Origin of the sequence: Lysinibacillus sp. FSL R5-0849 (assembly GCF_038595075.1) — a bacterium.
In the GTDB taxonomy this organism is placed as follows: domain Bacteria; phylum Bacillota; class Bacilli; order Bacillales_A; family Planococcaceae; genus Lysinibacillus; species Lysinibacillus fusiformis.
In genome coordinates this window covers 957,965-972,110 of the sequence record NZ_CP152004.1, presented here as the reverse complement: position 1 = coordinate 972,110, position 14,146 = coordinate 957,965, and the positions used below count along the sequence as shown (strand labels likewise).

15 protein-coding genes and 1 other annotated feature are annotated in these 14,146 nt (G+C 37.5%); of the genes, 2 read left to right on the top strand and 13 right to left on the bottom strand.

Translation table 11 applies throughout. From position 1 onward, the window contains the following. Window positions 1-87 precede the first annotated feature (87 nt). Complete coding sequence (locus tag MKY80_RS04520) at window positions 88-1,656, bottom strand: cation acetate symporter (protein ID WP_342532213.1); 1,569 nt, start codon at window positions 1,654-1,656, stop codon at window positions 88-90. Between the two features lie 23 nt (window positions 1,657-1,679). Beyond that, window positions 1,680-2,015, bottom strand: a complete 336-nt coding sequence (locus MKY80_RS04515; RefSeq protein WP_036123805.1) for a hypothetical protein — start codon at window positions 2,013-2,015, stop codon at window positions 1,680-1,682. Window positions 2,016-2,218: 203 nt separating this feature from the next. Between MKY80_RS04515 and MKY80_RS04510 the strand changes: the two genes are divergently transcribed. Both MKY80_RS04510 and MKY80_RS04505 read left to right on the top strand, forming a co-directional pair. Beyond that, window positions 2,219-3,139 carry an AraC family transcriptional regulator gene (locus MKY80_RS04510; protein WP_342532209.1) on the top strand — a complete coding sequence of 307 codons (921 nt, stop codon included), beginning with the start codon at window positions 2,219-2,221 and terminating at the stop codon, window positions 3,137-3,139. Next, window positions 3,054-3,422, top strand: a complete 369-nt coding sequence (locus MKY80_RS04505; protein WP_342532207.1) for an AraC family transcriptional regulator — start codon at window positions 3,054-3,056, stop codon at window positions 3,420-3,422. The genes MKY80_RS04510 and MKY80_RS04505 overlap by 86 nt, the downstream gene beginning before the upstream one ends. 111 nt (window positions 3,423-3,533) lie before the next feature. Here MKY80_RS04505 and ileS read toward each other — a convergent pair whose 3' ends face one another. From ileS to ftsZ, 11 genes are all read right to left on the bottom strand, one after another. Then, window positions 3,534-6,302: an isoleucine--tRNA ligase gene (gene ileS, locus MKY80_RS04500; protein WP_342532205.1), complete on the bottom strand. Its 2,769-nt coding sequence runs from the start codon at window positions 6,300-6,302 to the stop codon at window positions 3,534-3,536. A 112-nt stretch (window positions 6,303-6,414) separates the two neighbouring features. Further along, window positions 6,415-6,643 (bottom strand) — a binding site (T-box leader). 100 nt (window positions 6,644-6,743) lie between these two features. Next, window positions 6,744-7,268: a DivIVA domain-containing protein gene (locus MKY80_RS04495; RefSeq protein WP_008173848.1), complete on the bottom strand. Its 525-nt coding sequence runs from the start codon at window positions 7,266-7,268 to the stop codon at window positions 6,744-6,746. 95 nt (window positions 7,269-7,363) lie between these two features. Next, a complete protein-coding gene (locus tag MKY80_RS04490) occupies window positions 7,364-8,152 on the bottom strand; it encodes an RNA-binding protein (protein WP_342532203.1) in 789 nt (262 codons plus the stop codon). Window positions 8,153-8,353: 201 nt separating this feature from the next. After that, complete coding sequence (locus MKY80_RS04485; RefSeq protein ID WP_008173852.1) at window positions 8,354-8,635, bottom strand: YggT family protein; 282 nt, start codon at window positions 8,633-8,635, stop codon at window positions 8,354-8,356. A 20-nt stretch (window positions 8,636-8,655) separates the two neighbouring features. After that, window positions 8,656-9,153 (bottom strand): cell division protein SepF, encoded by a 498-nt coding sequence (locus tag MKY80_RS04480; protein ID WP_031418927.1) that lies wholly within the window; start codon window positions 9,151-9,153, stop codon window positions 8,656-8,658. Beyond that, on the bottom strand, window positions 9,137-9,841 hold the full coding sequence (locus tag MKY80_RS04475; protein ID WP_043989717.1) for a YggS family pyridoxal phosphate-dependent enzyme: 705 nt from the start codon (window positions 9,839-9,841) through the stop codon (window positions 9,137-9,139). Before MKY80_RS04475 ends, MKY80_RS04480 begins: the two co-directional genes overlap by 17 nt. A gap of 89 nt (window positions 9,842-9,930) precedes the next feature. Further along, entirely contained in the window at window positions 9,931-10,167 is a 237-nt protein-coding gene (locus MKY80_RS04470) for a YlmC/YmxH family sporulation protein (RefSeq protein WP_025113853.1), read from the bottom strand. Between the two features lie 141 nt (window positions 10,168-10,308). Beyond that, window positions 10,309-11,082 carry an RNA polymerase sporulation sigma factor SigG gene (sigG, locus tag MKY80_RS04465; RefSeq protein ID WP_025113852.1) on the bottom strand — a complete coding sequence of 258 codons (774 nt, stop codon included), beginning with the start codon at window positions 11,080-11,082 and terminating at the stop codon, window positions 10,309-10,311. Window positions 11,083-11,196: 114 nt separating this feature from the next. Then, window positions 11,197-11,904 carry an RNA polymerase sporulation sigma factor SigE gene (gene sigE / locus MKY80_RS04460; protein WP_025113851.1) on the bottom strand — a complete coding sequence of 236 codons (708 nt, stop codon included), beginning with the start codon at window positions 11,902-11,904 and terminating at the stop codon, window positions 11,197-11,199. 13 nt (window positions 11,905-11,917) lie between these two features. Next, window positions 11,918-12,751 (bottom strand): sigma-E processing peptidase SpoIIGA, encoded by an 834-nt coding sequence (locus tag MKY80_RS04455; protein WP_342532196.1) that lies wholly within the window; start codon window positions 12,749-12,751, stop codon window positions 11,918-11,920. Between the two features lie 192 nt (window positions 12,752-12,943). After that, on the bottom strand, window positions 12,944-14,101 hold the full coding sequence (ftsZ, locus tag MKY80_RS04450; protein WP_008173868.1) for a cell division protein FtsZ: 1,158 nt from the start codon (window positions 14,099-14,101) through the stop codon (window positions 12,944-12,946). Window positions 14,102-14,146: the final 45 nt, after the last annotated feature.

The window sequence follows — 14,146 nt, the reverse complement described above, 5'->3', positions numbered from 1 at the left end:
AAATATGGCGGATTCCAAATCTCTTGAAAATACAAAAAAGCTATCTCTATCACTTTTTGAGCAATAGAAATAGCCAAACTTCTAGTTTTATACTGTTTCAGATTCTTTTGAATGGACGCGCTTCATAAAATCATTGACATCAGCAGGTACCTTTCGATCTAATAGTGACACAATAATCACTGATAAGAAACCGACAGGAACCGTCACAATCCCTGGAATTTTAAACTGTAAGAAACTCGGTAAAGTTCCTGGTAAAAAAATCATCCACATGGACACAGCAAGTCCAATAAGTAATCCCGCAATGGCTCCTTTTTCTGTCATGCCTCTCCACCAAATACCTAAAATGAATATTGGCGTAAATGTACTTGCTGCGACTGTAAAGGCGAGCGCCACTAAATGACCGATAGATGCATCCTTAACAAGAAGCCCCAGGGCCCCATATAAAATACCCAATAGGACGATAGCAAATTTCCCAGCAATGACGCGCTGTTTTTGCGTAATGTCCTTTTTCATAATGTTAGCATACAAATCATGAGCAAGTGCCCCAGAGCTTGTAATAAAGAGCCCTGAAAGATTGGAGAATATAGCTGCAAATGCCCCCGCTATAACTAAGCCAAGCAACCATTTACCACCTAGAGCTAGCGCTGTAGTCGGTATCACCATGTTGTTTCCGCCCAGTACAAGATCACGCATAACCTCTTCACTCGCTGTTCCCGAAATGAAAATTGAACGACCAACAACACCCAAATAAACCGCTAATAAAAAGAATGTACTAGCAATCCCAATAGCCATCAGCGCGGATTTTCGAGCTGCTTTAGCACTTGGATTCGTATAAAAACGCAATAAAATATGAGGAAGTCCAATCGTTCCTAAAGCTAAACCAATCGTCATGCTAATCGTTTGCCAAAATGTTGGGAAATAAAAGCCTGTCCCTGTCCATGCGGCACCATCAAAAATAACATCATTCCCATCTAAAGCATATGGGGATGTGCCCGTAATAGGACCGCTAAAGGAATTAATAGCTGCAAGAATTTTATCGTAATGCAAGCCACTGTATACCGCTGCTACTAGCATCACAATAAATGCACCAAGACGAATCCACAGCTCCAAAGCTTGGTTAATGGTTGTTCCTTTCATACCACCAATACCTACATAAAAAATCATGACAACACATGTAAAGATAATACCAAATTCATAGGAAGTGCCGAAAAACATACTTAAAATTTGAGCAGCGCCTAATAGTTGCGGAGCTGCATAAAAGCCTGAAATTGCTAATACTACTGCAACCGCTACTAGTCGTGCTCGTTTACTATGAAAACGATAGCCCAAAAAATCCGCTACCGTAAATGCACCAAATCGTCTCAAAGGGCCTGCTACAAATATAGCTAATAAGGTTAAACCAATTGAGAAACAAAAAGCATAATAAGCCCCGTCATATCCTAGTTGAAATGTTAAACCCGCAATACCGAGGAATGTGGCTGCACTTAAATAATCCCCACCGATTGCAGAACCATTTGTAAACCAGCCAAAGCTTCTTCCTCCTACAAAGAAATCCGATGCAGTTGCATTTCTTTTTGTTAAATACGTAATGTATACAATCGTTCCCATTAATGCAATGGTCATTAACATCTTTGGTTCTAAAAGAGCTCCCATCATTCAACTCATCCCCCTTGTTTCAACTACTTATTGGCTAAATCATATTTTTTCAGGCGTTTTTCGTACATGGCAGTATGCACATAAGCGATAATAAATGCCATCGCCATCATGACAACAGTTGTCACAAACCAAGTTACCGTCATGCCACCCCACATTTTCTTAAAGGCAAATGCTGGTGCAAACCAATTCATAACAGGGATACTAAAAATTAATATAAAATAAAATACCGATAAGCCTAAACCCGTTGTAAATTCATCTTTCATAATTTTATTTGTCTCCGCATCTAGAGGTGGAAGATCCTTTACATCAATAGTGCCTGCCTCCACGTATTCATAATCATGACTTCCTACTTCTGCCATAGCCAACTCCCCCTTTATTTGTATCAGTAAACAATTATCTGAAATTTAAAATTATTATTCACTACAATTATTTTATTCTATTTCAGCCTCAATATAGATATAAAATATTGCTGTATTAGTACAAAAAAATGCTATTTTAAGTTAAAATATTTCTAACATTTTTATTCTTGGGGGTTGGTAGCATTTTAAAGGTGGTATGGTTTATGGAAAGCTCATTGGATAAGCAACAAATGAGAGATTGGTTAGAAGAAGTTTTACCAAACGCTTTAATGGAGTGTAAAGAGCCAAAACCAGAAGATGACACCCTTATTGTCTATGAAGTCAATCGGTTATTTGATTGGGTGAAGATTAAGCGACTAAAAAGAAATTATCCTAATAGTATAATTGTCCCAATTGTTACAGAACACCTCACCTACTCGACTGGTATAGCAATTGAATTAGTTTTACCTGCACTTCTCATCAAACCATTACAAAAATCAAAATTTTTACGAATTGTAAAAAAGTTACACACTTCCTATCAGGAGAAAAAGGGTAGCACACTTACCATGCTCGAACTGACACAACAAATTTCCCAACATCAAACTTCTCCTTTCCGAGAAGCTTTTTTAAAACGTCTGATACGCGGTGAGATCGATAATGAACAGGAAATCATACAATCTGCATCCTTTTTATCGACTAACTGTATTCCTAATATGGTGTTCTTAATACAAGGCTATATTGATGTAAATGAACAGAGAGCTCATCCACAAGATGCGTGTAGCATTATCACAACTGTTATTCAGCAGAAATTTGCCGATAAAGCGCCGTTGTCCTTTTTACATTTTGAACGCTATTTACTTCTTCTTTTGCGAATTCCAAAAGACTATAACTCATTCAAGCATTGGTCAGAGGGCAAAGCATCTTTATTAGAGGTCATCGAGACACTAAAAAAGGACCATTGTATCCACCTTTTCATGGGGGTTGGGGGAGTATTTCAGGATGCTATGCAAGTGAAGGAATCCTATACTCAGGCACGAAAAGCTCGAAGAAAACCGCCTATTGAACATTCATATACGGTATTACGAAGATTTAACGAAGCACCCACAGCTTCAAAAAGCCATTCAATTTATAGAGGAGCATTTTGACGAACAGCTTTCTATAAGTGAAGTTGCGAAATATATAAGCTTTAGCCCAACACATTTTAGCAGGCTATTTAAAAGAGAAACGGGTCGCAATTTTGTTGACTATGTTGCCTTTACACGTATTATCAAAACTTTACCCTTTTTACGAAAGTTTGATTATACGGTTGATAAAATCTCCTCTACCTGTGGGTTCAATACACCGAATTATTACAGTCTAACCTTTAAAAAATATGTTGGAATATCGCCAACAGACTACCGCAATACGAAAGAAATTTTGTTTAAATAGGATGTAGTTTTTCGAGAATCTGCAAAAACCACATGAAAAAAGCAAGCCCCTTAAAGGAGACTTGCCTATAAGCTACATAGAAAGCAGATTCTTATTATTCACTGATTCCACTTACGCGTAATATTTTTCTACTACTTCTGCACAGCGCGCACAAACTGTCGGATGTGCCTCATTCGCACCAACTGTTTCCGTAATAGACCAGCAACGTTCACACTTCTCACCTGTAGCCTTTTCAACAACAATGGATACATGTTCAAGTACCAAAGCATCTGCTGGTGCTTCTTCAATTGTAGCTACCTCAAAAGCAGAAACGATAGATAGTTGTGCAAAATCAATGTTTGCATCGTTCAATAATGATACTATATCTTCTTTTGCATATACTGTTACTTTTGCTTCAAGAGACTTACCAATCGTTTTAGCATTACGAGCTTCTTCCAATGCTTTTAAAATATCATCACGTACATCAATGATTTTTTCCCATTTTGCACGAAGATTTTCAAAATTAGCTTGTACATTTTCCATTGGGAAGTCCGTTAATTGAACAGAAGCTTCCTCTACAATACCTTGAGCATGTAAGTATGACCACATTTCATCTGTAGTATGAGGGATGATTGGTGTCATAATTTTAACTAAAGTCATTAATGTATCATAAATAACTGTTTGCATTGCTCGTCGATCTTTGTTGTCAGAACCTTCGATGTAAACTACATCTTTTGCAATATCTAAATAGAATGAAGATAACTCTACTGCTACAAAATTATTCACAACATGATAAACAGCAGCAAAATCATAACGATTATATGCAGCACGTACAGTTTTTAGGACATCCTGTAAACGCATATACACATATTGATCCATTTCACGAAGCTCTGCGTAGGCTACACGATCTTTTGTTGGATCGAAATCAGCAATATTGCCGTGTAGGAAACGGAAAGTGTTACGAATTTTACGATATACTTCTGATACTTGCTTCAACATATCCATAGAAATTCGCACGTCAGCAGTATAGTCTACAGAAGCAACCCATAGACGAAGAATATCTGCTCCATATTGATCCATTACCTTTTGTGGAATGATGACATTCCCTAATGATTTACTCATTTTACGACCTTCACCATCAAGAACGAAACCATGCGTTAAAAGTCCTTTATATGGTGCTAAGCCATTAATAGCTACTGATGTAATAAGTGAAGAGTTAAACCATCCTCGGTGTTGGTCAGAGCCTTCTAAATATAGATCAGCAGGGTATTTCATGCCACGTTCTACAAGTACACCTTGGTGTGAAGAACCTGAGTCGAACCATACGTCCATAATATCATTTTCTTTTGTAAATTCACCGTTCGGGCTACCCGGATGTGTAAAGCCTTCTGGTAACAACTCTTTTGCTGTTTTTTGGAACCAAATATTTGAGCCATGTTCACGGAATAGTGCTGAGATATGGCTAATTGTTTCAGGTGTAATAATTGGTTCACCATTTTCAGCGTAGAAAATTGGAATTGGTACGCCCCAAGCACGCTGACGAGAAATTACCCAATCTCCACGGTCACGAATCATATTGTAAAGACGTGTTTCTCCCCAAGCTGGTGTAAATGTAGTTGCTTTAACAGCCTCTAATAGCTCTCCACGGAACGCTTCAACAGACGCAAACCATTGCGGTGTAGCACGATAAATAACTGGTTTTTTTGTACGCCAATCATGTGGGTATGAGTGTGAAATGAAACCAAGACTTTCTAATGCATCTACTTCTTTTAGCTTTTCTGTCACTAGTTTATTGGCATCATTATAAAAGACACCCTCAAACCCAGGTGCTTCATCCGTATAGCAGCCACTGTTATCAAGTGGACTAAGAATGTCTAAGCCATATTGCTTACTAATATGATAATCGTCTTCCCCGTGTCCTGGAGCTGTGTGAACACAGCCAGTACCTGCGTCAGCAGTAACATGTTCCCCTACCATTACAAGTGAATCACGATCATAGAAAGGATGCTGAGCGACAATACGATCTAATGCTTCACCCTTCACTTCTTGAACAACTTCATATGCTTCCCATTCAAGAGCAGTTGCCACAGTTTCTAATAAATCTTTTGCAATGATGAATTTTTTATTTGCTACTGCAACGACAACATAAACGAACTCAGGATTTAAAGAAATCCCTAAGTTTGCTGGTAATGTCCAAGGAGTTGTTGTCCAAATAACAAATTTAGCATCTGCTGGTACAACACCTTTTGCATCTTTAATAGCAAAGCTTACATAAATGGAAGGCGATTTAATATCTTTATATTCAATTTCTGCTTCAGCAAGAGCAGATTCAGAAGACGGTGACCAATATACTGGTTTTAAACCTTTATAAATATATCCTTTTTCCGCCATCTTTCCGAATACTTCAATTTGACGAGCTTCAAACTCAGGTTTCAATGTAATATAAGGATTTTCCCAATTACCACGGATCCCTAAACGACGGAATTGATTTCGTTGATTGTCAATTTGCTCATATGCATATTCTTCACAAAGTTGACGGAAAGCTGCTACTGACATTTCTTTACGTTTGACACCTTTATTTGTCAATGCTTGTTCGATAGGTAGACCATGCGTATCCCAGCCAGGAATATAATTAACATGGTAACCAGTCATTGAACGATGACGTGTAATCATATCCTTTAATACTTTATTCAATGCATGTCCAATATGAATATCACCATTTGCATACGGAGGGCCATCATGAAGTACATATTCAGGACGACCTTCCGTACGCTCCATCTGTAATTTGTTAATATCCATCTCATTCCATTTATCTTGCATTTTTGGTTCATTTGCTGGTAAATTTCCACGCATTGGGAAATCCGTTTTTGGCATTAATAAAGTATCTTTGTATTCCACCATAAAAAAATCCTCCTTTATTTTACATCAAGCATAACGACACTCTTCTCATACGACAGTTATGGGCTAACTTTTCTGAAACAATTCGCGGACAAATAAAAAAAGCCCTCATCCACTAAGGGACGAGAAGCTTCTACTCGCGGTACCACCCTACTTGTAGCACAATCCAAATAGGTTGCACTACCTCTTTCAAGCACATTAACGTCGTGCATCACGAAATAACTTACTTTTTTCAGTTATTTAGCTCAGAAGTGATGTTCATTGTTAGTTGCTTGTTTGGGCTTCCACTATCCCCAAATCGCTTCACCACGCCTAACAAATACTGTCTTCGTCTCTGCTTCTATGCATATGTCTGTACAAAATAATTGCTATAACAAAGTATATGAAATTCAAACAATCGCGTCAAGTTTCATTTAAATTTGATCCTCTCCATGAAAAGGAGAGTTACATATCTTCTGCTTCTTGCGCTTCATCTACAGAAGCCTGAATTTCTGTTAAATCGATATCATACTGAAGCAAATGCTCCCAATCGTCAGCATTTAATAAATCAAGCTGGGCTTCAACAAGCATTTTGAAACGATTACGGAACACCTTAGATTGTTTTTTCAGTTCATCAATTTCAATTGTAACCTTACGTGCTTTCGTTAAAGCATCATTAACGATTCGATCAGCATTTTTCTCTGCTTCTTTGACAATAAGCTTTGCCTCTTTTTGAGAATTTCTACGTACTTCATCTGCAGCTTCTTGTGCAACCACAATAGACTTTTGTAATGTTTCTTCTAAAGAGCTAAAATGCCTCGCTTGCTCTAAGGCCATTTCTAGTTGCTTATCAACCTCTTTTTTTTCACGCAGCAAAATTTCATAGTCTTTAATGATTTGATCTAAAAATTCATTTACTTCATCTTCAGCATATCCTCTGAAAGCTTTTGTAAACTCCTTATTATGTATATCAATAGGTGATAATGGCATACTATCCTTCTCTCCTTTTCGTGTACATTCGTAATTCCTATTATACAATTCTTCCGACAACTTAGCAGTATAAAATAATGAAATTTACTTTTCTTTTAGCTTTTTTGAGCCAATCGACCGACTTGTAGACGGATTTTATCTTTTTTTGTACGGCCTTCTGTCATAATTATTTTCAAACGACCGCTCCCTCTTATCGATAAAATATCCCCTTCTTGTAATTCAAAAGCAACGGCATCACGCTCTGTCCAATTGACACGCACTTTTTTACCAGTAATTAAAGCTTGTGCTTTTTGACGAGACACTTTCAAAACGGTTGCAATAATAACATCTAATCGCATGGAGGTAACCGTGTGAGATTCCTCCAGCCATTCATCTTCATTAATAAGGAGAGGCTCCTGTTCTTTAAGGGATTCAACATGTACCTTTACTTTACCAATGCCTGTTAAATGTAAACGGACATATTCTGCCACTTCTTTTGCAACGACAAATTGGATTTGATGCTCACTCACGCGAATATCACCGAATTTACTACGATTTAACCCTAATGATAACAAGGCTCCTAAAACATCAGGATGGCGTAATTGTATAAATTTAACGGGATACTGAAGTGTAAAAGCTGTCAGTTGAAAGTCTTTATCTGTAGGCTCATAGTAGGCTGGATAAATGAGCATACGTTGTCTCTCCGCCTCATTAAATAACCCCGCACATAATGTATTCATTGAGTCATCCTGTCCAATAATAGATGTCACTATAAAGCGCTGTCTTGGATCAAGAAAATCAGTCAGCTTAGGTGCATAGCGATCCTCTACCTCCCGCTGCCAGCTTAATACCTGTTCAATAAAAGGTTGCTCATCTTTCCGAAAATGCTGAATCAAGTGCTCCATCTCGTTGTCTCCTCTTTCATCGTTCCTATTTGCCTCATGGATTGGATAAACATAGTATTCCCAATCATTGGTACTTTGACATCATGGCATTAAAATTTTTTCGAGTTCACTCGAATAGCCACTTTAAAATTCGCGACGTCTGCTTTTCCTCTATTTTCAATATAAATAAAAAACCCCCACTAAAACGTGAGGATTTTATATTTATACGAACATAAGAAATAATTTCTGAATGACTATCACAAGTCCTCTTTCAATAAAATTCAGCATAAAGATTGCCACAATTGGTGAAATATCAATCATACCAAGCGGTGGGATAAACTTTCGGAATATCCCCAAATAAGGCTCACACACTTTTTCAAGCATTCGTCCAATGGCTGAATTTTGAGCGGCAGGCACCCAAGACATTAAGATATATGCAATTAGCATAAATGAATAAATCCTAAATGCTAATGATACATAACCAAGTATTATAAAAAAAGTCATATAAACTACAATCCTCGCTATTAATTATCGTCTAAAATAAAGTTTGTAATTTCACCAGTCACTTCTACATTGTCTGGCGTGCAAAGGAAAATATCTTTTCCGATACGTTGTATATCCCCTGCAAGGGCATAAACTGTGCCACTTAAAAAATCAATAATGCGTTTACCTTGCTCTCGCTCAATACGTTGTAAATTGACGATAGCTGCACGTTTATTTTTTAAATGTTCCGCGATATCTTGTGCTTCTGCATAGACTCTAGGCTCTATTAAGACAACTTTTGCTCCTTTGGAACTCATCGCAGCTTGTAAGCTGACAATATTATTAGGCGTAGCTGTACTTTGCGGCACAATTTCATGGATCGATGCCTTACGTTCTTTAATTGTTTTTTTAGGCTTTACTGAATGAATCGGTTGCTGTTGTTGTACAGGTTGTTGCTGCTGAATAGGAGCTTGCGTGATTTCTTCTTCTAGTTCTTCTTCGAGGTAAAAGAAGTTTTTAATTTTATTTTTCATGCTCATCCTGTTCCCCTCTTTCATTTCCAACAAGAGCCGTTCCGACTCGAACAAAAGTAGCCCCTTCCTCTACCGCAATTTCAAAGTCATTAGACATGCCCATTGATAACTCGGTACAAGGTGCGTGTGCGAATCCTTGCTCGGCTATTTGCTGTTGACATTGTTTTAATTGCTTAAATACAGTACGAATAAGTGCTTCGTCTTCTGTGTTTGGTGCCATTGTCATTAAACCGACAACTTCGACTTTTGTAAAACTTTTCAATGATTCTACAAAAGGTAAAACTTCTTCCATGCTTAAACCATGTTTTGATTCTTCCCCTGAAACATTTACTTGTATAAAACATTTTACAGGCTTTACTGCTCTTTTTTCAATTTCTTCTGCCAAACTCAAACGATCTAATGAATGTAAATAATCAATGCTGTTAATCACTTGTTTTACTTTACGTGTTTGTAGTGACCCGATATAATGCCAATTGACATGAGCTTGAATCGCAGATAGTTTACGATTTAAACCTTCAGGTCGGTTTTCTCCTAAATGAGTCAATCCAGCTTCAATTGCTTCTTGGGTTCTTTCTACAGAAACCTCTTTCGTCACAGCTATTATTTGGACATTATTGGCTTCACGATTGACTCTTGTTTCTGCTGCTGCTATTAAATCATTTAGTTTGTTTAAATTTGCTAAAATTTTTGTCACTGTTTTTCCCAACTTTACAACAATAGTTTCTCTTATTGTAACAAGCAATGCTTGATTTATCAATGAATAGCCTGACCTATGTCAGCCTTTTAGGAAAGTGCCTTTACCAAAATAACATCCTTGCCAACGACAAGCACATCTTTCATATACACTTTTCTTACAGATTCTTCTCCTTTAAAAAAACCAAGATATTTTCGGGGCTCGGCAATTAAAAATGCTGTTACATAGCCCGTTTCTTTTGATACCTCAGCATCTACCACAAATCCTATAAATCGTCCATTTCCTGCTTCAATTACTTCTTTTTGTTGTAATAATGAGAACCGCAATGAAAAACCTCCTCTATCCATTACTCTTTCATCTAAATTATTTTTCTCTATCATCAAACTTTGCTGTCTCTTTATATTTATGTATCAATCGTTCATTGAATGAAGATAAAATGCGCACCGAATAATTCGATGCGCATTTTTTTATTTGTAATCTTTTTGCATTGTTTCAATTGCATTTTTTTCAAGACGTGAAATTTGTGCTTGTGAAATGCCTAATTCCTTAGCAATTTCAGTTTGTGTTTCACCATAATAAAAACGTTTTGCCACGATCATTTGCTGACGTTCATCTAGTTTTTGCAAGCTTTCCTTTACCGACACATAGGCAACCCATTGATCTTCTGATACATCATCATCACGTAATTGGTCCATCATATAGACAGCGTCCCCTCCATCTGAATATATGGGCTCTTGTAATGACATTGGGTCTTGAATTGCATCTAAAGCAAATAAAACATCTTCTTTTTTCATCTCGATCATGTCAGCAATTTCTTCAATCGTTGGTTCGCGCAAATTTTCGGTTATCCACTGTTCTTTTGCTTGCATTGCCTTATACGCAATATCTCTTAAAGAACGAGATACTCGTAATGCATGATGATCACGCAGATGGCGACGAATTTCACCAATGATCATTGGGACAGCATATGTTGAAAATCTCACATTATGCTTTAAATCAAAATGATCAATGGCTTTCATGAGGCCAATACAGCCTACTTGAAATAAATCATCTGCCTGTTCACCTCTATAGGCAAATCTACCAACAATACTTAGCACTAACCTTAAATTGCACATGACAAGCTCTTCTCTGATTTCAGTTTCACCAGCTTGTAAACGAATGAAGAGTTCCTTCATTTCCTCGTGCTTTAAAATTGGCAAAGTCGATGTATCTAAGCCGCAAAGATCTACTTTTGTTCGCATATTCGATTCCTCCGGATGTTATTCTCTGACTAAACCGTGACATCAGTTTGTCCGAGAGAAACAAGAATATGCACAAAAGCTATGACCAATTTTAGGTAGGTTAATTTTCCCTTTCTAAGAAATTGGCTGATTTAAATTTTCACGTAAATCCTGAATAATTTTCTTTTCTAAGCGGGAAATATATGATTGTGATATCCCTAAATGATCTGCCACTTCTTTTTGCGTCATTTCTACTTTCCCATTGAGACCAAAACGGCATTCCATAATATATCGTTCACGTGCACCTAATAAATTAATGGCATGGAACATATGCTGACGTTCAATTTTTTTCTCTACATTATCAAGAATAATGTGCTCTTCTGTACCTAAAATATCTGATAGTAATAATTCATTTCCATCTGCATCAGAGTTTAATGGTTCGTCTAATGACACTTCACCCTTCATACGACTAGTTTTTCGTAAGTGCATTAAAATTTCATTTTCAATGCATCGTGATGCGTATGTTGCAAGCTTAATATTTTTATCTGTATTGAACGTTTCAATCGCCTTTATTAACCCGATAGAACCAATGCTGATTAAATCTTCGATTGGCGTCCCCGTATTGTCAAAACGTCTAGCAATATAAACAACAAGACGTAAATTACGTTCAATTAGTGTGTCTCTAGCACGTAAATCACCTTTCATAAAGGATGCAATGACTGTAACTTCTTCTTCTCGACTTAGTGGCACTGGCAATGAATCATTTCCCCCTATATAGTACGTTTCACGACTACGAAACTTACTCCAAAATTTTTTCAAGCTAGCAAGTAGCCTAAGAAGCAATAGTTCTCCCCCTCTATGAGTTATTTGAAAGCGCTGAAAAATGTAAAATTGCTGCTGTGCTATTTGGAAAATTTTTAGCCTTTTTTGTTAAAACGATATATTCATTCGATTTCACCTGCGAAGGCTCCCCCTTTATAAGCCATTCATCAAAGCGAAAACCTAATACAACAGTTTGTTGCTGTACAGTATTGATATGAATAAATCGTATATAACGCTGATAATCTTCTGAAAACATAGATACATTGTACGGATCTGTTTCTTGCCATTCTATTAATGATTTGCGGAAATCCGCAGGTAAATGTGGACTTAAAGCTGTATATGAGACGAAATGAACGGGCTTACCTGAAAGCGGCTCAATTGCTTGGTTACCTGTATCCACAAATGCTGAAAGTGGTATTATTGCACCAAAAATTTTTAAAGTTGTTTCAAATACAAATTGTCCACTTAAACGCTCTAGCTTCACAAATCCCCATTGCTTATAGAATGCAACGAGATTTAAAACTGCGAGTACAAAACAAATCATTATAAAATGGGTGGCAGAAAGATTTTTTAAAAAAGGTTGTAGTGCTGTTAACAATCCGCCGATAACGATCGTCGCTGTTAAAACGATCGGTCCTTGCTTCTGGAAGCTCCGAATCCTAAAGCGAAAAGCTATACCTATAAGTAATATAAAACTAAGAACCGTTGTCCACAGCATTTGACCGCCAATTACAGCTACTAAACTACTACAAAACGAACTCATTAATAATCTTGAATTCTTGACTAGAACCCCTGTTACTCTTGCTGTAAACGTGAGTATCGCTAGATTAAAAAGCGTATTAATGAGCACCAGCCATTCTCCATACATAACAGCCGCCTCCTACTTACAAAGTTAGCATGTTACTCCCACAAATATTGTCAAACAATCGCATCATTTCCTTAAAATGTTTTGACAAAATACATGGTTTCCTTACACAAATGAACATCTCGACAACAAATTTAAAAAGCTCGTATTTTACATATGTAAAATACGAGCTTTTTAGAAGTTGTTTGATTTCAATTAACCACGATTTTTGCGATTACGTAAAAATGCTGGGACTTCAAGCATGTCATCCTGTGCATACTGTTGCTGATTTTGACGTGGCTGCTCTTGTTGAACATGCATTTCTTGTCGTTGTTCACGAATTGGTGCTTGTTGTTGTGGAGCAGACTGTCTATTTATATTGAGTGATGGTTTTACTGTATGACGTTGTTGTTGTAAAGCTTCTTCCGTAAAACCTGTTGCGATAACTGTCACAATGATTTCATCTTTTAGGTTTTCATTAATGACAGAACCGAAAATCATATTTACTTCTTCATCAGATGCAGAAGCTACAATATCTGCTGCTTCTTGTACTTCAAATAAGCTAAGATTAGAGCCACCTGTAATATTCATAAGAACGCCTTTAGCACCATCGATAGACGATTCTAGTAAAGGACTCGAAATGGCTTTCTTTGCTGCTTCTGAAGCACGGTTTTCACCAGTAGCAATACCGATACCCATTAATGCTGAGCCTTTGTTTGACATAATTGTTTTCACGTCTGCAAAGTCTAAGTTAATAAGACCAGGTGTTGCGATTAAATCAGAAATACCTTGGACACCTTGACGAAGTACGTTATCTGCTTCTCTGAAAGCTTCTAGCATTGGTGTTGATTTATCGACAATTTGTAATAACTTGTCGTTCGGGATAACAATTAGCGTATCCACGGCTTCTTTCATACCACCAATTCCGCCGATAGCCTGTGTTTGACGTTTACGTCCTTCAAACGTAAATGGACGTGTCACAACACCTACTGTTAGTGCTCCTAACTCACGAGCAATTTGTGCAATTACTGGCGCTGCACCAGTACCAGTGCCTCCACCCATACCGGCAGTGACGAATACCATGTCTGCGCCACGTAGAACCTCTTCTAATTGCTCACGGCTCTCTTCAGCCGCTTTTTTTCCTACTTCTGGATTAGCACCTGCCCCTAATCCACGCGTCAGTTTAGCACCAATTTGAAGCCTAACCTCTGCCTTTGATAAATTCAATGCTTGTGAATCTGTGTTAACTGCGATAAAGTCAACACCTTGTACACCATGTTCTATCATTCGATTGACAGCGTTGTTACCGCCGCCACCAACACCTATGACCTTTATTACTGCAAGTTCATCTACATTTGTATCAAATTCTAACATCTCTTTTTCCTCCCACGGTAACTCGACTCTGTATCAATCATTACG